Origin of the sequence: Mesorhizobium sp. B2-6-1 (assembly GCF_006440475.1) — a bacterium.
Taxonomy (GTDB): Bacteria; Pseudomonadota; Alphaproteobacteria; order Rhizobiales; family Rhizobiaceae; genus Mesorhizobium.
In genome coordinates this window covers 287,987-307,744 of record NZ_VFUH01000004.1, presented here as the reverse complement: position 1 = coordinate 307,744, position 19,758 = coordinate 287,987, and the positions used below count along the sequence as shown (strand labels likewise).

Annotated in this window: 16 protein-coding genes; 6 read left to right on the top strand and 10 right to left on the bottom strand. The window is 65.5% G+C overall.

Annotated features, from left to right (window positions below):
* Position 1 precedes the first annotated feature (1 nt).
* Together FJ443_RS11850 and FJ443_RS11845 are read right to left on the bottom strand one after the other, a co-directional pair.
* Positions 2-1,909: a propionyl-CoA synthetase gene (locus FJ443_RS11850; RefSeq protein ID WP_140624887.1), complete on the bottom strand. Its 1,908-nt coding sequence runs from the start codon at positions 1,907-1,909 to the stop codon at positions 2-4.
* Between the two features lie 236 nt (positions 1,910-2,145).
* Complete coding sequence (locus FJ443_RS11845) at positions 2,146-2,835, bottom strand: PIG-L deacetylase family protein (RefSeq protein ID WP_140523588.1); 690 nt, start codon at positions 2,833-2,835, stop codon at positions 2,146-2,148.
* 27 nt (positions 2,836-2,862) lie between these two features.
* Here FJ443_RS11845 and FJ443_RS11840 point away from each other — a divergent pair, with 27 nt between their 5' ends.
* From FJ443_RS11840 to nhaA, 5 genes are all read left to right on the top strand, one after another.
* On the top strand, positions 2,863-3,753 hold the full coding sequence (locus FJ443_RS11840) for a DMT family transporter (protein ID WP_140624886.1): 891 nt from the start codon (positions 2,863-2,865) through the stop codon (positions 3,751-3,753).
* Between the two features lie 47 nt (positions 3,754-3,800).
* Positions 3,801-6,392 carry an ATP-dependent helicase HrpB gene (hrpB, locus tag FJ443_RS11835; protein ID WP_140559745.1) on the top strand — a complete coding sequence of 864 codons (2,592 nt, stop codon included), beginning with the start codon at positions 3,801-3,803 and terminating at the stop codon, positions 6,390-6,392.
* A 72-nt stretch (positions 6,393-6,464) separates the two neighbouring features.
* Positions 6,465-7,796 carry an ActS/PrrB/RegB family redox-sensitive histidine kinase gene (locus FJ443_RS11830; RefSeq protein WP_140664243.1) on the top strand — a complete coding sequence of 444 codons (1,332 nt, stop codon included), beginning with the start codon at positions 6,465-6,467 and terminating at the stop codon, positions 7,794-7,796.
* 63 nt (positions 7,797-7,859) lie between these two features.
* Complete coding sequence (locus tag FJ443_RS11825; protein ID WP_140497143.1) at positions 7,860-8,423, top strand: ActR/PrrA/RegA family redox response regulator transcription factor; 564 nt, start codon at positions 7,860-7,862, stop codon at positions 8,421-8,423.
* Between the two features lie 280 nt (positions 8,424-8,703).
* Positions 8,704-9,900 (top strand): Na+/H+ antiporter NhaA, encoded by a 1,197-nt coding sequence (gene nhaA / locus FJ443_RS11815; protein WP_140497141.1) that lies wholly within the window; start codon positions 8,704-8,706, stop codon positions 9,898-9,900.
* Between the two features lie 31 nt (positions 9,901-9,931).
* Here nhaA and FJ443_RS11810 read toward each other — a convergent pair whose 3' ends face one another.
* The 3 genes from FJ443_RS11810 to cueR form a co-directional block, all read right to left on the bottom strand.
* Positions 9,932-10,432, bottom strand: coding sequence for an MmcB family DNA repair protein (locus FJ443_RS11810; RefSeq protein WP_140513550.1), 501 nt, complete (start codon positions 10,430-10,432; stop codon positions 9,932-9,934).
* Between the two features lie 177 nt (positions 10,433-10,609).
* Positions 10,610-11,029, bottom strand: a complete 420-nt coding sequence (locus FJ443_RS11805) for an OsmC family protein (RefSeq protein WP_140512955.1) — start codon at positions 11,027-11,029, stop codon at positions 10,610-10,612.
* 50 nt (positions 11,030-11,079) lie between these two features.
* Positions 11,080-11,499, bottom strand: coding sequence for a Cu(I)-responsive transcriptional regulator (cueR, locus tag FJ443_RS11800; RefSeq protein ID WP_140497137.1), 420 nt, complete (start codon positions 11,497-11,499; stop codon positions 11,080-11,082).
* 223 nt (positions 11,500-11,722) lie between these two features.
* On the opposite strand from cueR, the gene FJ443_RS11795 reads away from it, so the two are divergent.
* Positions 11,723-12,340, top strand: coding sequence for a L,D-transpeptidase (locus FJ443_RS11795; RefSeq protein ID WP_140664131.1), 618 nt, complete (start codon positions 11,723-11,725; stop codon positions 12,338-12,340).
* 149 nt (positions 12,341-12,489) lie between these two features.
* Here the strand turns inward: FJ443_RS11795 and FJ443_RS11790 are convergent, their stop codons facing one another.
* From FJ443_RS11790 to FJ443_RS11770, 5 genes are all read right to left on the bottom strand, one after another.
* On the bottom strand, positions 12,490-13,059 hold the full coding sequence (locus FJ443_RS11790) for a NifU family protein (protein WP_140497133.1): 570 nt from the start codon (positions 13,057-13,059) through the stop codon (positions 12,490-12,492).
* 274 nt (positions 13,060-13,333) lie between these two features.
* Positions 13,334-13,825: a universal stress protein gene (locus FJ443_RS11785; RefSeq protein ID WP_140497131.1), complete on the bottom strand. Its 492-nt coding sequence runs from the start codon at positions 13,823-13,825 to the stop codon at positions 13,334-13,336.
* A gap of 103 nt (positions 13,826-13,928) precedes the next feature.
* Positions 13,929-14,996, bottom strand: a complete 1,068-nt coding sequence (gene trpS / locus FJ443_RS11780) for a tryptophan--tRNA ligase (protein ID WP_140497129.1) — start codon at positions 14,994-14,996, stop codon at positions 13,929-13,931.
* A 172-nt stretch (positions 14,997-15,168) separates the two neighbouring features.
* Positions 15,169-16,776: a murein biosynthesis integral membrane protein MurJ gene (murJ, locus tag FJ443_RS11775; RefSeq protein ID WP_140556847.1), complete on the bottom strand. Its 1,608-nt coding sequence runs from the start codon at positions 16,774-16,776 to the stop codon at positions 15,169-15,171.
* Between the two features lie 46 nt (positions 16,777-16,822).
* A complete protein-coding gene (locus tag FJ443_RS11770) occupies positions 16,823-19,624 on the bottom strand; it encodes a [protein-PII] uridylyltransferase (protein WP_140664128.1) in 2,802 nt (933 codons plus the stop codon).
* Positions 19,625-19,758: the final 134 nt, after the last annotated feature.

The following is a 19,758-nucleotide window of genomic DNA, read 5'->3' as shown; positions in this document are numbered from 1 at the left end:
TCTAGACCCCGATGCCGCGCTCCTTCAGCACGGCCGTGATCTCGTCGAGGATGACCGGGTCGTCGATCGTCGCCGGCATGGTCCAGTCTTCCTTGTCGGCGATCTTCTGCATGGTCCCGCGCAGGATCTTTCCCGACCGCGTTTTCGGCAGCCGCTTGATCGTCACCACCGTCCTGAAGGCGGCGACCGGGCCGATGCGCTCGCGCACCAGCCCCACCACTTCGCTCTCGATGAGGCCGATCTCGCGCGAGACACCAGCGTTGAGCACGACGAAGCCGAGCGGAACCTGGCCCTTCATCGAATCGGCGATGCCGACGACGGCGCATTCCGCGACATCGGGATGCGTTGCCAGCACCTCTTCCATGGCGCCGGTCGACAGCCGGTGGCCGGCGACATTGATGATGTCGTCGGTGCGGGCCATCACGTAGAGGTAGCCGTCCTCGTCGATCATGCCGGCATCGGCCGTCTTGTAGAAGCCGGGGAACTCGTCGAGATAGGCCTGGCGGAAACGGGCGTCGGCGTTCCACAGCGTCGGCAGGCAGCCCGCCGGCAGCGGCAGCTTGACCACGACATTGCCGAGCGTGCCGCGCGGCACCTCGTGGCCGGCATCGTCGAGCACGCGGATGTCGTAGCCGGGCATCGGCACGCCGGGTGAGCCGTATTTTACCGGCAGCAGGCCAAGGCCCGCGGGGTTGATGGTCATTGGCGAGCCGGTCTCGGTCTGCCACCAATGGTCGATGACCGGCACGTTCAGTTTTTGCTCCGCCCATTTGATGGTTTCGGGATCGGCGCGCTCGCCGGCGAGGAACAGCGTTCGGAATTTCGACAGGTCGTATCTGGCGACGAATTCGCCCCTGGGATCCTGCCCCTTGATGGCGCGGAACGCCGTCGGCGCGGTGAACAGGGCGACCACGCCATGCTGCGCGATCACCCGCCAGTAGGTGCCGGCATCGGGCGTGCCGACCGGCTTGCCTTCGAACAGGATGCTGGTGCAGCCATGCAGCAGCGGCCCGTAGACGATGTAGGAATGGCCGACCACCCAGCCGACGTCGGACGCCGCCCAGAACACTTCGCCGGGCTTGACGCCGAACTCGTTTTCCATCGTCCATTCGAGCGCCACCATGTGGCCGCCATTGTCGCGAACGATGCCCTTGGGCTGGCCGGTCGTGCCTGACGTGTAGATGATGTAGAGCGGGTCGGTGGCAAGCACCGGAACGCAGTCGACATTGGCGCCGGCCGCCCGCTCGCGCGCGACCGCGTCCGCATAGTCGATGTCGTAATTGTCCCTGAGCTCGCAGCGCAATTGGTCGCGCTGCAGGATCAGGCAGGCGTCCGGCTTGTGGCGGGATATCTCGATCGCCTTGTCGAGCAGCGGCTTGTAGGCGACGACGCGGCCGGGCTCCAGGCCGCAGGAGGCCGAAATGATCACCTTCGGCCTGGCGTCGTCGATGCGGGTGGCGAGCTCATGCGAGGCAAAACCGCCGAAGACGACCGAATGCACGGCGCCGATGCGGGCGCAGGCAAGCATGGCGATGGCCGCTTCCGCCACCATCGGCATGTAGATGATGACGCGGTCGCCCTTGCCGACGCCGCGGTTCTTCAGCACCGAGGTCAGCGCCACCACTTCGCGTTTGAGCTCGGCATAGGTGAATGTCTTCACGGTGCCGGTGATGGCGCTGTCATGGATCAGCGCGATCTGGTCGGCACGCCCGCCGGCGACATGCCGGTCGAGGGCATTGTAGCAGGTGTTGCAGGTGGCGCCGGTAAACCAGCGGCCATAAACGCCGGCTTCCGCATCGAACACCCTGTCGTAAGGCGTGTACCAATCGATGGCGTTCGCCGCATCCGCCCAGAACTTTTCCGGGTCGCGTTTCCAGCCGTCATAGACCTCGTGATAGCGTGAAGCCATCCGTTTCCTCCCCGGGAAGATTTGCCGCTCCGGCGATAGCCTATGCTGTTTTTTCCGGCGATGTCTTCCCTCAATTCGTCTGATCCGGCCCGGTCCTGGCCGCAAAGGTGCGACATCGTGGCCTCCGGGAAGAAAAGCAACGGTCCGGCCCGCCCATGTGGCCGTGTGCACCGGTGCGTCAGCCGGTGGTCTCGTCGTCGGGCACTGTCACCGCGATGGAGCAGCCGTCTCCCGGCTCAGTCGACCCTTTTGGTGCTCACGATGACCGGTCGGATCGGCGGCGCCGGCGGCAGCAGGTCGCGAATGTCTGCAAAGGGAAACATCGGCTCGAAGCGGAAGGCTTCGGCCTGTGATCCCGGCGCGCCGTTGCACTGGCCGGCGCGAAAAAAATTCTGCGTGCGGGCGATGTCGACGAAGCGCTCCGGATCCTGCGACTGGTGCAGGCGGATCGCCTTGGCCTTGATCTCGGCCTGGGCTGATATCTCGACATAATGGGTCGGGGAGAATCCGGTGCCGCCCATCGTGTCGGCATGCAGCACCGGTACGGCGAACGACGCCGCGATGCGCACGGCGTCCGACAGCGCGCGGTGGTCGGCGTGATAGTCGTTGGACGCATGGGTAATCACCAGATCCGGTCCGGTTTCGCCAATCAGCGTCTTCAGCGCGCCGATCAGCGCGTTATCCGCCACCAGCCTGCCGTCGGGAAAGTCGAGGAAGCGCGGCGCCGCCCCGAGCAGCGCGGCCGCGGCCGTTGCCTCCTCGCGACGGACACGGGCGAGAACCGTGGGATCGCTCTTGCCGCCCCTGGCACCATCCGTGGCTATGGCAAAAGTCAGTTCTGCGCCTTGCGCCGCATAGGCCGCCATCGTACCGAACATGAATATCTCGATGTCGTCAGGATGCGCGCCGAGCGCCAGTATTTTCAACGCTTCTCTCCCCGGAAATGGAAAAACGTGACGAACGGAATCCTGCTCGCCCTGATCGCCTATGCAAGCTATTCGGGCAGCGATGCCGTTGTCAAAAGCCTGGGCGGGCAGTTCACGGTGTTCGAGATCGGTTTCTTCTCGATATTGTTCGCCGGCTGTTTGCTCTTCTTCACCCGGCCGGCGGACGAGCGTTGGCGTGATTTCTGGCGCACCAAACGACCCTGGGCGGTGCAGGCGCGCGCCTGGGCGGGTATCGCCTCGGGCGTGCTCAGCGTCTATGCCTTCACCACCATTCCGCTGGCCGAAGTCTACGCGCTCGTCTTCCTGGCGCCGCTCTGCGTCACCATCCTCTCCACGGTCGTCCTCAAGGAAAAGGTCGGGCCCTGGCGCTGGCTGGCGGTGGTCGCCGGTTTTGCTGGCGTCATGCTGGTGGTGAGACCGGGTTTTCGCGAACTCAATCTTGGACACCTCGCCGCCTTTGGCGTGGCCTTTCTGGCAGCCGCCAGCGTCATCCTGATGCGCTCGCTGGCAAAGCAGGAAAAGCGCACGACCATGCTCGGCGTGCTGATCGGCTACGGCCTGTTGTTCAACGGCATCGGCATCGCCGCTACCTCGTTCACGCTTCCCGACGCAAGGCAGCTTGCATGGCTGATAATGGCCGGCGCCTTCACCGCATGCGGACAATTGCTGCAGCTGCTGGCCGTCAAATACGCGCCCGCCAACCGGATCGCGCCGACGCATTACTCGCAGATGGTCTGGGCGGTCATCCTCGGTGCGCTGTTCTTCCGGGAATATCCCGACTGGCTGTCGCTGGTCGGCCTCGCGGTCGTCGGTGGGTCCGGCCTGCTCACCATGGTGCGCGAGGAAGTACGGTTGGGCACGGTGCGCTGGAACCCATTTTCGCGCACCCGGCTTTGATCTGGCGCCGGTTGCATGGCGACCACGAGCGCTGATATGCGGGCGCGATGACGACAAAAGTCTTGCCGGAGCTTCCGGTATCCGCCGTGCTGCCGGCGCTGGGCCATGCACTCGGCTCCGGCAACGGCGCCGTGCTTGTGGCGCCGCCCGGCGCCGGCAAGACGACGCTGGTGCCGCTGGCGCTGCTCGATGCGCCATGGCTGGGCACGGGCAAGATCGTGCTGCTGGAGCCGCGCCGGCTCGCCGCCCGCGCCGCCGCCCGCCGCATGGCCGAATTGCTTGATGAGGAGCCCGGCGCCACCGTCGGCTATGCCATGCGCATGGAGAACCGCACTTCGGCCCGGACAAAAATACTGGTCGTCACAGAAGGTGTGCTGGCGCGGATGATCCTTGACGATCCCGAACTGCCCGGAATCTCGGCCGTGATCTTCGACGAATTCCACGAGCGCTCGCTCGACGGCGATTTCGGCCTCGCTTTGGCGCTCGACGTGCAAGGCGCGCTGCGGCCGGACCTGCGCGTCTTGGTGATGTCGGCGACGCTGGACGGCGCCCGTGTCGCGAAGCTGTTGTCGGGCGCGCCGGTGATCGAAAGCGAAGGCCGTGCCTTTCCCGTCGACATCCGCTACGACGAACGGCCGGCCGGCATCGCAATCGAAGATGCCATGGCCAAGGCGATCCGCTCCGCTCTTGCCGACGAGAGCGGCAGCGTGCTTGCCTTCCTGCCCGGCCAGCGCGAGATCGAGCGCACCGCCGAGCGGCTTGCCGGCAAGGTCGGCGCCGACACCGATATCGTGCCGCTCTACGGCATGCTCGATGGCAAGGCGCAGGACGCGGCGATCAGGCCGGCGCCGGCGGGCCGCCGCAAGGTGGTGCTGGCTACGTCGATCGCCGAGACCTCCATCACCATCGACGGCGTGCGGGTCGTCATCGATTCCGGCCTGTCGCGGCTGCCGCGCTACGAGCCGGCCAGCGGCCTGACGCGGCTGGAGACGGTGCGCGCCAGCAAGGCCTCCGCCGACCAGCGCGCCGGCCGTGCCGGACGCACGCAGGCCGGCGTCGCCATCCGACTGTGGCGCGCCGAACAGACGGCGTCGCTTCCAGCCTTCACCCCGCCGGAAATCCTCGAGGCCGACCTTTCCGGCCTGCTGCTTGACTGCGCCGCCTTCGGCGTCGCCGATCCGACGAGCCTCGCCTTCCTCGATCCGCCGCCGGCCCCGGCGCTCAACGAGGCAAGGGCGCTGCTGCGCGCGCTTGATGCCATCGACGAGGCGGGGCGGCTGACGGAAGCGGGCGCCGCGATGCGCAAGCTCGCTCTGCCGGTGCGGCTGGCGCATATGGTCGCCGAGGCGGCCCGCGGCGGCCATGCCGGCGAGGCGGCCATGCTCGCGGTGCTGCTGACCGAGCGCGGGTTGGGCGGTGACGGCGCCGATCTCGAACGCCGGCTGATGCGCTTTCGCCAGGAAAGATCGCCGCGCGCCACCGCCGCGCGGCAACTCGCCGAACGCCTGGCGAGGCAGGCCTCTTCACCCTCCCCCTTATGGGGGTCCGAAGGACGGGCGAGACCCGTGGCTCGCCCCGGAACGTCGATCCGCGAAGCGGAGCGGGGCGGGGGGCTTTGGCGCCGCACCCCCACCCCGGCGCTACGCGCCGACCCTCCCCACAAGGGGGAGGGTGGCAGCGCTGGTCCTCTCCTCATCCATGCCTGGCCCGACCGCGTCGCCAAGGCGCGCGGCGAGCGCGGGCGTTTCGTGCTGGCCAACGGCTCCGGTGCCATGCTCGATGCTGCCGATCCGCTTGCCGGCGAGGCGTTTCTGGTTGTCGCCGACCTGCAGGGCAAGGCGCAGAATGCGCGCATCACGGCGGCGGCGGCGATCAGCGAGGACGATATTCGTTCAGCACTGGCGGAAAGGATCGAAACCCGCAGGCAAACGAGCTTCGATCGCGAGCGCCGCGCCGTGCGCGTGCGCGAAACCGTACGCCTCGGCGCTATCACGCTGGCCGAGCGCATGCTGCCTCCGCCAACCGGCAATGAGGCCGACCGCGCCATGCTTGACGCCTTGCGCGAACATGGACTTTCGCTGCTGAGCTGGAGCAAGGAGGCCGAGACGCTGCGCCAGCGCCTGTCCTGGCTGCATCGCGGCCTTGGGGCGCCGTGGCCCGATATGTCCGACACGGCACTTATCGATCGCCTCGACGACTGGCTGCTGCCGTTCCTGTCGGGTGCCGCATCCTTCTCGGCCATCGATCCGGGTGTCGTCCCGGCCGGGCTGACGGCGCTTGTGCCGCACGATTTGCAGCGCCGGATCGACGCGCTTGCGCCGACCCATTTCGACGTGCCGTCCGGCAGTCGCGTGCCGATCCGCTATGACGGCGAATGGCCCGTTTTGGCGGTTCGTGTCCAGGAACTGTTCGGCCTCGACCGGCACCCTGCAATCGCAGGCGGCACCGTGCCGCTGACGCTCGAACTGCTGTCGCCCGCGCACCGGCCGATCCAGACGACGCGCGACCTGCCCGGTTTCTGGCGCGGCTCCTGGGCCGATGTGCGCGCCGACATGCGCGGCCGCTACCCCAAACACGTATGGCCGGAAAATCCGCTGCTCGCCGCCGCCACCAGCCGCGCCAAGCCGCGCGGGACGTAGTTGCTTGGCGATTGGCGCAAACGCCATCGCTTCGTCATCCACCTAGCGCTGGCCGCTTCGCGGCTGTATTTCATGGCCATGATCAACGTATTGCGTTCTCCCGACTTCCAGCAGAGCCAGCGACTGCGCCTCAACACGCTGATCCGGCTGCGCTGGCTTGCCATTGTCGGCCAGAGCGTGACGGTGCTTTTCGTCGCCTACGGCCTGAAATTCCCACTGCCGGTCAGCCTGTGCTTTGCCCTGATCGCCTGTTCGGCCTGGATGAACCTGCTCCTTGCCTTTCGGTTCCCGGCCGCGCACCGGCTCACGCCGTTCGCCGCCTTCGGCATCCTGATCTTTGATAGCCTCCAGCTTGCCGGCCTGCTCTACATGACCGGCGGCCTTACCAATCCGTTCTCGCTGCTGATGACGGTGCCCGTGGTCATTTCGGCGACGTCGCTGCCCTTGCGCCTGACCGCGGTGCTTGGGGGGCTGGTGATGACGACGGCGACCTTGCTGGTCTTTTTCCACTTGCCATTGCCCTGGCATGAAGGCGCGCCGCTGGCGATGCCCTTCATCTATGTTGCCGGCATGTGGATGGCGGTGCTGTCTTCGATCGCCTTCACCGCCATTTACGCCTTCCGCGTGGCCGCGGAAGCCCGCCTCCTGGCCAATGCGCTCGCCGCCACCGAACTGGTGCTCCAGCGCGAGCAGCATCTGTCGGCACTCGACGGGCTGGCCGCCGCCGCCGCGCATGAGCTGGGCACACCGCTCGCCACCATCGCGCTTGTCGCCAAGGAGATGGAAAAGGCGCTCGGCAAGGACGCGAAATACGGGGAGGATGTGACGCTGCTGCGCTCCCAGAGCGAGCGGTGCCGCGAGATCCTCAAGCGCCTGACCAGCCTGTCGTCCGAGGGAGAGGCGCATTTGTCCCGCCTGCCGCTGACCTCGCTGGTCGAGGAGGTCACCGCGCCGCACCGCGACTTCGGCATTTCGATCAAGCTCAGGCCCGGCGAGCGCAGCGGCCCCGAGCCGGTCGGGCGCCGCAATCCCGGCGTCATCTACGGCCTTGGCAATTTGGTGGAGAACGCCGTCGATTTCGCCCGCGAGAGCGTCACCGTGCGCTGGAACTGGGACGAGGCCACCGTCTCCTTCTCGATCATCGATGACGGTCCCGGCTTTCCGCCCGAGATCATCGACCGCATCGGCGAGCCCTATATGTCGACACGCCAGGGCACGGAGGCCGGCGGCGGGCTGGGGCTGGGCCTGTTCATCGCCAAGACATTGCTCGAGCGATCGGGCGCCACGCTCGACTTTCGCAATTCGAGCGGACTGGGCGAGGGCGCCATGGTGCGGATTTCATGGCCCAGAAATGTTTTCCTGAACCCGGAATCGGCGCCCGCGACGATGTTTGACACCGCGTAAATTGGACAATCGCGACGCAAAACTATATCTGCGTAAAATTAAGGCAGCAGGAATTTCAAGACGATGACAGGCGATGAAAACAGTGGCGCAATGGTTGAGGGCGAGGACACCTCGCTTCTGATCGTCGACGACGACAAACCGTTCCTGACCCGTCTGGCCCGCGCCATGGAAACCAGGGGGTTCGTGGTCGAAACGGCCGAGAGCGTCGAGGAGGCGGTCGGCAAGGCACGCGCCAATCCGCCCGCCTACGCGGTGGTCGATATGCGGCTTGGCGACGGCAACGGCCTCGACGTCGTGGCCGCCATCCGTGAGAAGCGCGAGGATTCCCGCGCGATTATCCTGACCGGCTATGGCAACATCGCCACCGCGGTGACGGCGGTGAAGCTCGGCGCCGTCGACTATCTATCGAAGCCGGCCGACGCCGACGACGTCTTTGCCGCGCTCACCCGCACGGCCGGCGAGCGCGCCGCACCCCCGGAAAATCCGATGTCGGCCGACCGCGTGCGCTGGGAGCACATCCAGCGTGTCTACGAAATGTGCGAGCGCAACGTCTCCGAGACCGCGCGCCGCCTCAACATGCATCGCCGCACCCTGCAGCGCATCCTGGCCAAGCGCGCGCCGCGCTAGGAGCGCGATGCGCTGAGCATTCCTTCGGACCGGTTTCTGCTTACGGGGAAGCATCCAATTGTCGAACTCGGCCCCGCCCCTCATTGCCCTGCCGGGCATTTCTCCCCGTATAGTGACGGGGAGAAAGAGGCTGGCCGCAACGCTGGCGCCCATTCCGCAACGCTGGCGATTGGCGAAACCGGCGATGACAGCGTCCCTCTCCCCGTCACTATACGGGGAGAGGATGCCGGCAGGCAGGTGAGGGGCGGCGCCAGCGTTTGGAAAGGCAACGGAGGGTGACATGCGGGACTTGAAACAGCGGCCGGTTTCCGTCTTGCGCGAATTTCTCGACAGCGAGGCGGCCGGCGGCATCATGCTGATGGTAGCGGCGGCATTGGCCTTGATCGTCGCCAACTCACCGCTCTCCGGAACCTATTTTGCCGTCCTCCACGCCTATCTCGGCCCGCTCAGCGTGTCGCATTGGGTCAATGACGGGCTGATGGCGGTATTCTTCCTGCTCGTCGGCCTGGAGATCAAGCGCGAGATGCTGGACGGCCAGCTCTCGACCTGGCCGCGCAGGGTGCTGCCCGGCATCGCGGCGGCCGGCGGCATGGTGGTGCCGGCGCTGGCCTATGTCGCCATCAACCGTGACAATGCGGGCGCGCTGTCCGGTTGGGCGATCCCGACCGCTACCGACATCGCCTTCGCGCTCGGCGTGCTATCGCTGCTTGGCAGCCGCGTGCCGGCCTCGCTGAAAATCTTTCTCACCGCCCTTGCCATCATCGACGATCTCGGCGCGGTGATCATCATCGCGATCTTCTACACGAGCGGTCTGTCGCTTGCCTATCTGGGCGCCGCCTTCGCGGTGATCGCCGCGCTTGTCGTGCTCAACCGCATGCGGGTGATGAGCCTCGTGCCTTACCTCGTGCTCGGTGCGATCCTGTGGGTGCTGGTGCTGAAGTCGGGTGTGCATGCCACGCTTGCCGGCGTGGCGCTGGCGCTAACCATTCCGCTCGAACGCACAGCCGGCATCGAACACGATCTCGACCATTCGCCGCTGCACCGGCTCGAGCACGGCCTGCACGCAATAGTGCCCTTCGTCGTCATCCCCATCTTCGGCTTTGCCAATGCCGGCGTTTCGCTGGCGGGCCTCAGCGTCGGCGCGCTGTTCGAGCCGCTGACACTCGGCGTTGCCGCCGGCCTCGTCGTCGGCAAGCTGGTCGGCGTGTTCGGCTCCTCCGCGCTTGCCATCCGCTTCGGTCTCGCCGACCTGCCGGCCCATGCCGGCTGGCTGCACATGATCGGCATCTCGCTGCTGTGCGGCATCGGCTTCACCATGAGCCTGTTCATCGGCCTGCTCGCCTTCGCCAGCGACACGGCGCTGCAGGACGCGGTCAAGGTCGGCATTCTCTCCGGCTCCCTGGTCGCAGCGCTGCTCGGCGCGGCCGTCCTGCTGATGGCGCCGGCGGCGAGCGGGGCGGATGAAGGCGAGGAGTAGAGGTCCACAAGCGCAGGTTCTGCGAGGCAGCCTACTCGCTCTCCCCCTCCAGCGCCGGCACGGCCACTCCGGCGAGTTCCGCCGCCAAAAGCCGCGCGGCACCGGCCCGCGCGATGCGCAGCATCAGCGCCTTGCGCGTAGCCGCCGCCATGCGGTGCTCGGGCGCCTCGCGCAAAATCTCGGCGCCATAGCCGTCGGAGAGGATGAAGCCGCATTCTTCGGGAAAAATCTCCGCCGGCACGCCGGGATGGGTGGCGAAGAAGAAGCGATCCGAGTGCAGCCGGTAGTCGGGCCATTTGCGGTCGACGCGAAAATCCTCGACCGAGGACTTGATCTCGATGATCCAGATGTCGCCCTGGCGGGTCAGCGCCACGAGGTCGGCGCGGCGGCCGGTCGCCAGGGACAGTTCGGGCAGCACATGCGCGCCCATTTCGCGGAGCAGGCGCTGCACCCCGCGCCGCACCAGCATGGCGCGTTCAGACTGGCGGCCATCGATGAGCGGGTTCAGGGGAATCGGTGAGATGATTGGCATGACGGGACCATGCCAGATTTTGTTCACGATTTGAACCCGTACCGCTCATTTGGTGGCCACCCAAATCAATGGGTGCTCGATGGCATGAGCAGGCACGGAGAACCGTATGGCCACCTTCACTTTCCGTGATGGGTGAACGTGGCGGGACGACCTACGGCGCGGGAGAAGTCCTGGCGTTTATGAGCGACCAGGCCCCGTCGTTTCGATCGTAACCGGCACGCCCTGGCGCAACGAGTTGCTGACCGTCGAAACCGCGCTGGCACGGTCAATGATCCTTTGGGGATCGGACCCGTCCAAGGTCTCGCAGGAAACCGTCATCCTTGCTGCGGTCGCCAGCAGGGGCTTGCCGTCGAGATCAAGCCTCACCGAGACGGCGATCCTGCCGAGTTTCACGCCGATCTCGTCGGCGACATAGCGAAGGTCGTTGCAGAAGCAGCCGCCAATCGCCAGCGCCAGCAGCTGGCCGCCATTGAAGCCCAGGCCCATGCCGCCGGCCTTGCCCTCGGGCCGGTCGACGACGATCGTGTGGCCGCCGGCCCAGCCCATGGCGGCTTCGGTGCCTTCGACATTGTGCAGTTCGACAGTCATCGAGGCCATCGGCATCCTCCCTCCGTAGCCGAGAGGCGTCGGGCCTGGCCGGCACGGATCTATGCGACCGTGACGGCTTTATCGCCGAGCGGCGCGGTTCCCGCAATGTCATCGATGATCGGGCAGTCCGGCCGGTCGTCGCCATGGCAGGCCTGGACGAGCTTCTGCAGGGTCGATCGCATCGACTGCAGCTCGCGCACCTTCTCCTCGATCGCCCTGACATGGGCGGTGGCGATCTCGCGCACGTCGTGGCTGGCGCGGCTGCGGTCCTGGTAAAGCGCCATCAACTGGCGGCAATCGTCGATGGAAAAGCCCAGGTTGCGGGCACGGCGCAGGAAGGTCAGCCGATGGATGTCGTCGCCCGAATAGTCGCGATAGCCGTTGCCGGCACGCGCAGGCGCGATCAGGCCGATTTCCTCATAGTAGCGGATGGTCTTGGCTGGCAGACCGGAACGCTGGGCGGCGTCGCCGACATTCATGGTTGTTCCTCGATTCCTGCTGGCCCGAGAGTCATGGCCATTGAATTTCCTTCACAATCCGGTGAAGGCTGTTGCCGAAATGCCGCAGTTGCTGGCTTACCGGCAGGTGAGGTCTTGCATATAGGCATCGCGTACTTGGCAAGCAAAGCAAATGCCAGCATGAATGATGGCAAGAAAGCGGCCGACTCGTGCCGCGGATGTTTGGCGGGGCACGGATCACCTCATGCGCATGAAGTCGCTTGCAGTAATTGCCGCACTGGCGCTGTCGACCGCACTCGCCGGTTGCAGCACCATTGGCGGGCAGATATTCTCCAACGGCTATGGCGCGGTGACCGACGCCGGCTACCAGCTGCCGCGCATCCCGATCGAAAAGGTGCCCGCGAAGTATCACCGGCAGGAGGTGAACTACGACACCAAGGAAAAGCCGGGCACCATCATCGTCGATACACAGAACAAGTTCCTCTACTTCGTCGAGGGTGACGGCCGGGCAATTCGCTACGGCATCGGCGTCGGCCGCGAGGGCTTCGAGTGGCATGGCACCGCCCATGTCGCCATCAAGCGCGAATGGCCGACCTGGACGCCGCCGTCGCAGATGATCAAGCGCCAGCCGGAACTCGCCAAGTTCGCCGGCGGCATGGAGCCGGGCCTGAAGAACCCGCTCGGCGCGCGCGCTCTGTACCTGTTCAACAAGGGCGGTGACATGGGCTATCGCCTGCATGGCAGCCCGGAATGGAACTCGATCGGCAAGGCGATGTCGTCGGGCTGCATCCGGCTGATGAACCAGGACATCATCGACCTTTACGATCGCGCCGAGGTCGGCGCCAAGGTCATCGTTCTCTGACCGTGACCGCGAGGTTCATGGTCAAAACCGTTCGTACGCGGACCGTCTAGGCAACAACGGACGTCCCCAACAAAAAACCGGGCAATTCGGCCCGGTTTTTTGTTGCTTGCTTTTTGAGAATCGTCGCCGCGCTCGGCGAAGACGAATGGTCAGGCGACCTGTTCGACCTGCTGGACCTCGGGAACGAAGTGGCGGAGCAGGTTCTGGATGCCGTGCTTCAGCGTTGCCGTCGATGACGGGCAGCCGGCGCAGGCGCCCTTCATGTGCAGGAACACGGTGCCGTTCTCGAAGCCGCGGAAGGTGATGTCGCCGCCATCCTGGGCCACTGCCGGGCGCACCCGCGTGTCGAGCAACTCCTTGATGGTGATGACGAGTTCCTCGTCGGCCTTGTCATAGAACTCGCCGGTCTGGCTGGTCTCCGCGGCCGGGCCGGCGTTGGCCATGACAGGCGCGCCGGACATGAAATGCTCCATGATGGCGCCCAGGATCGCTGGCTTCAGATGCTGCCAGTCGGGGCCGTCCTTGGTCACGGTGATGAAGTCGTAGCCGAAGAAGACGCCGGTGACGCCCGGTATTTCGAACAGCCGGCCGGCCAGCGGCGAGGCCGTCGCCGCGCTATCGGCATCACGGAAATCGGCGGTGCCTTCCAAAAGCACTTCCTTGCCGGGCAGGAATTTCAGCGTCGCCGGGTTTGGCGTCGATTCGGTCTGGATGAACATGGCCGTCTCCGTGCCCGTCTCGGGCAGATAGTTTGGAATAATTCTAAATAAGCCCTATCGGCTGGACATTCAAGCGAAACGCGTCGCCCGAATGGCTGGCTGGCGGAATGTTTTTGCGACTCCTGCCACTATGAAGTGTGTCGAGATTCGGGTCAGGCCGAGTCGAAAATGGTGGTTTCCGAGAACCGGAGCGGAGCGTACTTGAAGTACGTGAGCACCGGAAGCGCAGGAACCCGCCATTTGTAGGCCGGCATCACCCGAATATCGATACACTTCAGGCGAGGCTGTCGATCTCCTCGTCCGAAAGGTTTTGCGGCACCACGGTCACCGGGATAGGGAAGGCGGCGCCCTTGCCGGCCACCGCGCCGACCAGCGGCCCGGGCCCTTCCTTGCCGGCGCCGGCCGCCAGCACCAGGATGGCAATATCCTGGTCTTCCTCGATCAGCTTGTGGATCTCTTCGGTGGGCTTGCCCTCGCGCACCACCATCTCGGGTTCGATGCCGAGCTTCTGGCGCACCTTGTTGGCGTAGCTGTCGAGCGCGGTGCGTGCGGTGGCGGTCGCCTCCTCGCGCATGATCTTCTCGACGCCCAGCCAGTGCTGGAAATCGTCCGGTTCGATGACATAGAGCAGCACCAGCACGCCGCTGGTGCTCAGCGCCCGCTTCGAGGCGTAGGCGACGGCGCGCTCGCATTCGGGCGTATCGTCGATGATCGCCAGGAACTTCCGGCGATGTCCGGCTTCGCGGCTGAGGCGTTTGGAGACCATGTCTATTTACTCGATGTCATTTCGGCCGCAATCTGCCACTGCGGCTGACCGGCGGCAAGCCGCCGGTCTTTGGCCGGTATGGTGCGGGGCATAAGGATGCGGATCAGTCCTGCAGCAGCCCGATGATGTCGCGCACCGTCTTCATCGTCGCTTCGGCCAGCACGCCGGCGCGCTCGCCGCCGTCCCGCAGTACCGCGTCGACATAGGCGCGGTCATCGGAAATGCGGCGCATTTCGGCGGCGACGGGAGCCAGTTTTTCGACTGCCAGGTCGGCCAGTGCCGGCTTGAACACCGAAAACTGCTGGCCGCCGAACTCCTTCAGCACCGCCTCTTTCGATATGTCCGCAAGGCCGGCATAAATGCCGACCAGGTTTTCCGCTTCCGGCCGGGTGGCGAGGCCGTCCACTTCGCTCGGCAAGGCTTCCGGATCGGTCTTGGCCTTGCGGATCTTCTTGGAGATGGCGTCGGCATCGTCGGTCAGATTGATGCGCGACAGATCCGACGGGTCCGACTTCGACATCTTCTTGGAGCCGTCGCGCAGGCTCATGATGCGCGCCGCCGGCCCGCCGATGACCGGCTCGGTGATCGGAAAGTAGCCGTTCACAATTTCCTCTCCGACCTGCATCTCGACGCCGACGCCAAGACCGGCGATGCGGTCCGAAAAGTCGTTGTTGAATTTCTGGGCGATGTCGCGCGTCAGTTCCAGATGCTGCTTCTGGTCCTCGCCGACCGGCACATGGGTGGCGCGGTAGAGCAGGATGTCGGCTGCCATCAGCGAGGGATAGGCAAGCAGGCCGAGCGAGGCGTTCTCGCGGTCCTTGCCGGCCTTGTCCTTGAACTGCGTCATCTTGTTCATCCAGCCGATGCGCGCCACGCAGTTGAAAATCCAGGCGAGCTCGGCGTGCTGCATCACCCGCGACTGGTTGAACACGATGTGCTTCTTCGGATCGATGCCGGAGGCCAGGAATGCCGCGGTGATGGAGCGCGTCTGGTCCTTGAGGTCGTCATAAACCAGCTGGGCCGTCAGCGAATGCAGGTCGACGACGCAGTAGATGCAGTCGGACGTCTCCTGCAGGGCGACGAATTTCTTGATGGCACCGAGATAGTTGCCAAGATGCAGATTGCCGGTCGGCTGGACGCCGGAGAAGACGAGTGGCTTGAAGGCGGACATGGTTTCCTCGTGGCTTGTGGAGGGCCGTATAAGCGTGATTCCGAAAAGTTGCAGACTTTTCGGAGCCAATCACGCGGCTGGAAACCGCGTGCGGCGAAAGTCTTGCGACGGCGCGCTTATGGACGAACATGACGCTGCGATCAAGACTGCTATTGCAGTCGGGCTGCCCGGCCTACTCGTCCAGCTCGGCGTTTACGGCTGGTGGTGTCGCTTTGCCTGAGCCGCGCTTCACATTGCGGCGGATCATGCCGAAATCGGCGCCGCCGCTGGCAAAGGCCGTGACGAAGTAGAGCAGCGCCCCGCCGGCCACCAGCCCCAGCAGCGTCGTCGCCTTGACGACCAGCGGCGAGCCGGAGCCGAGCCTGGCGCTCAGCCAGTGTTCGGCGAAATAGAGGGCGACGCCCATCACCGCCGCCGAGAGCACCAGACGCGGAATGCGCTTCAAAAGAGGCACGTCGCGGCCCCAATGGCCGCGCCGGATCAGCACCCCGAGCAGCATCAGCGCGTTGACCCAGCCGGCCACCGCCGAGGCCACGGCGATGCCGGGCGCGCCCATCCTCGGAAACAGCGTCAGCGCGGTGGCGACGTTCACCGCCACCGAGATGGCGGCGAAGATCATCGGCGTGCGTGTGTCCTCGCGGGCGAAATAGCCCGGGGTGAACGCCTTGATCAGCACGAAGGCCGGCAGGCCGAGCCCGAAGATCGCCAGGATCGCCGCCACGACAGGCGTCGAATGGTTGGCGGCGAACGCGCCGCGCTCATAGACCAGCCGCACGATCGGCTCAGACATGACCCAGAGCGCCACCGCAGCCGGCAAGGTCATGAACAAGGTGAATTCGACCGAGCGGTTCTGCAGATTGGCCGCCTCGATCAGATTGCCCGACTTCAGCGCCCGCGACAGTTCCGGCAACAGCACGATCGCAACGGCGACGCCGACCACGCCAAGTGGCAGCTGGTAGACGCGGTCGGCATAGGCGAGCGAGGAGACGGCGCTGTCCTGCGCCGAGGCGATGGCGGTGCCGATCAGCTGGTTGATCTGGGTGATGCCGCCGGTGATCGCCGCCGGCAGCGCCAGGATCAGGAGCCGCTTCACGTTCGGCGTCATCTTCGGCCGGCGGAAACCGATCGAGATGCCGGCGTTGCGAACCGCCACCCAGACGATGGCGAGCTGCACGAGGCCCGCCGCCAGAACGCCCCAGGACAGGCTGAAGCCGACGGCATGCGCATCCAGCCCATGATACCAGGCATAGCCAAGCACGCTGATCAGGATGATGTTGAGAAAGGCAGGCGCGATCGCCGCGGCGAAATAGCGGCGCAGCGAATTCAGCATGCCCGCCATCATGGCGGCCAGCGACATGCAGATGAGATAGGGGAACATGATCGTCGCCAGCGTGACGGTCGTCTCGAACTTCCCCGGCGTGTCGGCGAAACCCGGCGCCACCAGGTAGCGCACGATCAGCGGCATCGCCAGTTCCATGGCGATGGTCAGCGCCAGCAGCGCCGTGAACAGCACCCCGAACACTTCCTCTGAAAAGCGCTTGGCGCCGTCGGTGCCGTGCGTCTCGATCTCCTTGGCGAACAGCGGCACGAAGGCGGCGTTGAAGGCGCCTTCGGCGAACAGCCGGCGAAAGGTGTTGGGAAACTGGAAGGCGGCGTTGAAGGCGTCGGCCACCGGTCCGGTGCCCAGTGCTGCCGCCATCAGCATCTCGCGGCCGAAACCGAGCGCGCGGCTCATCAGCGTGCCGGAAGCGACCGTTGCGAATTTCTTGACGAGGCTCATGCGTTTGGAGACTGCCTGCGCGATTGGGACAAAGTGATGGTGGCGCTCACTCGGCGGCCGCCTTGGTCCTGCTGCCGCGTTCGGAGGCCGTGCCCTCGAGCGTCGCCGTCAGCCGGTTGCGGATGGTGGTGGTGCGTGACGGGCTGTCGATCTTCTGGCCGGTGAGGTCGGTGACATAGAACGTATCGATCACCTTTTCGCCGAAGGTGGTGATGTGGGCCGACGCGATGTCGAGCGACAGGTCGGACAGCGTTCCGGTGATCTCCGACAACAGACCCGGCCGGTCCAGCCCCTCGACCTCGATCACCGAAAATCGGTTCGACAGCGTGTTGCGGATTTCGGCGCGCGGCGCGATCCGGAAGACCTTGGCGCCGCGCTTGGGCTTGGTGCGCTTCTCGATCATCTCCGGCAGCCAGCTCTTGCCCGACAGCACGTCCTCGATCAGCCGCCCGACGCGCTCGGCGCGCCGGCGCTCGTCCTCGTCGCGGTCGAACTCCCTCGAGATCAGGATCGTGTCCAGTGCGCGGCCATCCGAGGTGGTGAAGATCTGCGCGTCGACGATGTTACCGCCGGCCGCCGCACAGGCGCCGGCGATCACCGACAGCAGGCGCGGATGGTCCTGCGCCAAAACGGTGATCTCGGTCACCGCCTCGAACTGGTGCGTCTTGACCATGGTGGCAAGCTTGTTGCCGGACGCATCCGCCTCGCGGATGAATTCGGCGTGGCGAAGCTGGTCCGGCAGGTCGACGGTCAGCAGGTAATTCTCATAGTGCAGGCCGACATAGCGTTTGCGGATCTTGTCGGGCCAGCCGGCGAGCGCTTCGGCCAGGCACTCGCGCGCCGCCGCCGTGCGCTGGGCGCGCGACACTTCCGAGAAGCCGCCGGTGAGCAGCAGTTCGGTCTCGTAGTACAGCGTGCGCAGCAACTGGCCCTTCCAACCGTTCCAGACGCCCGGTCCGACGCCCCTGATGTCGCAGACGGTGAGGATGAGAAGCAGCTTCAGCCGCTCGACGGACTGCACGATCGAGGCGAAGTCCTCGATCGTCTTGCGATCGTTGAGATCGCGCGTCTGCGCCGTCATCGACATGACCAGATGGTTCTCGACCAGCCAGGCCACCGTTTCGGTGTCGGTGGTCGAAAGTCCCATATGCGGGCAGATGCGCCGGGCGATCCGGGCGCCGGCTTCCGAATGGTCCTCCGGCCTGCCCTTGGCGATGTCGTGCAGCAGCACGGCGACGTAGAGCGCCTCGCGGCTCTTTCTCAGTCCCGGCATCAGCGAATGCGACAGCGGATGCACCTTCTCGCCGTCGCCGCGCTCGATCTCGGCCAGCACGCCGATGCAGCGGATCAGATGCTCGTCGACCGTGTAGTGGTGGTACATCGAGAACTGCATCATGGCGACGATCTTGCCGAAATCGGGGATCAGCCGGCCGAGCAGCCCCGCCTCGTTCATGCGGCGCAGATTGAGCTCGGCGTTGCGGTCCGAGGTCAGGATGTCGAGGAACAGCCGGTTGGCCTCCTCGTCGCGCCGGAGCGATTTGTTGACCAGGCCGAGCGAGCGGGTGAGCAGCTTCAGCGCGTCGGGGTGAAACTCCAGCCCGTGCTTGTCGGCGAACCAGAACAGCCTGAGCAGATTGACCGGATCGCGCTCGAACACCTGGTCGTCGGCGATGTTGATACGGTGGTTGTCGACGATGAAATCCGACGTGCCGGCAAGCTTGCGCTTGCGGCGCTGGAAGGTGAGGAAGATGCGGTTGAAGCCCGGCACATGCTTGGCCTGCTCCTCTTCGAGCGCGGCGCAGAAGATGCGGGTCAGGTCGCCGACATCCTTGGCGACGAGGAAATAGTGCTTCATGAAGCGCTCGACCGCCGACAGGCCGGGATGCGTGGTGTAGCCCAGCCGCTCCGCGATCTCGCGCTGGATGTCGAAATGCAGCCGCTCCTCGGCCTTGCCGGTGAGGAAATGCATGTGGCAGCGCACGGCCCACAGGAAATCCTCGGCCTTCTGGAATTCGCGGTATTCGGCCTGCGTGAAGACGCCCTTCTCGACCAGCTCCTCGCCGGTGCGCACCCGGTAGAAATATTTGCCGATCCAGAACAGCGTCTGCAGGTCGCGCAGGCCGCCCTTGCCGTCCTTGACGTTGGGCTCGACCAGATAGCGGCTTTCGCCGGCCTTGGCATGGCGCTCGTCGCGTTCGGCGAGCTTGGCCTGCACATATTCCGGTCCGGTGGTGCGCACCACCTCATGGTCGAAGCGCAGCATCAGTTCGTCGTAGAGCTTCTGCTCACCCCACAGGAAGCGCGCTTCCAGGATCGAGGTGCGGATGGTGATGTCGGTGCGCGACAGCCGCAGGCATTCCTCGATGTTGCGGGTCGCGTGGCCGACCTTCAGCCCCAGGTCCCACAGCATGTAGAGCATGTATTCGACTGTCTGTTCGCCCCACGGCGTCTGCTTGTAGGGCAACAGGAACAGGAGGTCGATGTCGGATCCCGGCGCCAGCGTGCCGCGCCCATAGCCGCCGACCGCGACGACGGCCATGCGTTCGGCCACCGACCGGTTCTTTACCCGGTAGACATGGGTCGCGACAAAATCGTAGAGCGCCCGGATCAGCTCATCCATCAGATGCGACAGCCGCTCGGCGCAGGCATTGCCGCCGCCATCCTGCTTCAGCATGGCCTCGGCTGTTTTGCGGCCCGCGGCGAGCCGGCCCTTGAGAAGCTGGAGAACCCCGGCGCGGGCGGCCGATCCGGAGCCGTCCCCGGTCGTGGCCGCCGTCAGCGCGGTCATCTCGCGGCGCAAGGCGTCGCCGTCGATCAGTTCATCGAGCTTCAGGGAGATTTTCGCCATGGTACCGGTTGGCCTTGCCTTTTGGGCGGCGTCTATAGCGCGTTTCCGCGGCGCTGGGTATGGGGGCGGGTTGACGCGTTTCCATGGTGCGGGACACCCGCGACAATAAAATTCAAGCCAGTCCTTGACCTTCC

Coding starts and splice junctions, on each gene's coding strand:
- FJ443_RS11825 (WP_140497143.1), top strand. CDS start 7,860: ATGACAGGCGATGAAAACAGTGGCGCAATGGTTGAGGGCGAGGACACC.
- FJ443_RS11790 (WP_140497133.1), bottom strand. CDS start 13,059: ATGTTCATCCAGACCGAATCGACGCCAAACCCGGCGACGCTGAAATTC.
- nhaA (WP_140497141.1), top strand. CDS start 8,704: ATGCGGGACTTGAAACAGCGGCCGGTTTCCGTCTTGCGCGAATTTCTC.
- cueR (WP_140497137.1), bottom strand. CDS start 11,499: ATGAATGTCGGCGACGCCGCCCAGCGTTCCGGTCTGCCAGCCAAGACC.
- trpS (WP_140497129.1), bottom strand. CDS start 14,996: ATGTCCGCCTTCAAGCCACTCGTCTTCTCCGGCGTCCAGCCGACCGGC.
- FJ443_RS11785 (WP_140497131.1), bottom strand. CDS start 13,825: ATGGTCTCCAAACGCCTCAGCCGCGAAGCCGGACATCGCCGGAAGTTC.
- FJ443_RS11830 (WP_140664243.1), top strand. CDS start 6,465: ATGGCCATGATCAACGTATTGCGTTCTCCCGACTTCCAGCAGAGCCAG.
- murJ (WP_140556847.1), bottom strand. CDS start 16,776: ATGAGCCTCGTCAAGAAATTCGCAACGGTCGCTTCCGGCACGCTGATG.
- FJ443_RS11810 (WP_140513550.1), bottom strand. CDS start 10,432: ATGCCAATCATCTCACCGATTCCCCTGAACCCGCTCATCGATGGCCGC.
- hrpB (WP_140559745.1), top strand. CDS start 3,801: ATGACGACAAAAGTCTTGCCGGAGCTTCCGGTATCCGCCGTGCTGCCG.
- FJ443_RS11850 (WP_140624887.1), bottom strand. CDS start 1,909: ATGGCTTCACGCTATCACGAGGTCTATGACGGCTGGAAACGCGACCCG.
- FJ443_RS11805 (WP_140512955.1), bottom strand. CDS start 11,029: ATGGCCTCGATGACTGTCGAACTGCACAATGTCGAAGGCACCGAAGCC.
- FJ443_RS11795 (WP_140664131.1), top strand. CDS start 11,723: ATGCGCATGAAGTCGCTTGCAGTAATTGCCGCACTGGCGCTGTCGACC.
- FJ443_RS11770 (WP_140664128.1), bottom strand. CDS start 19,624: ATGGCGAAAATCTCCCTGAAGCTCGATGAACTGATCGACGGCGACGCC.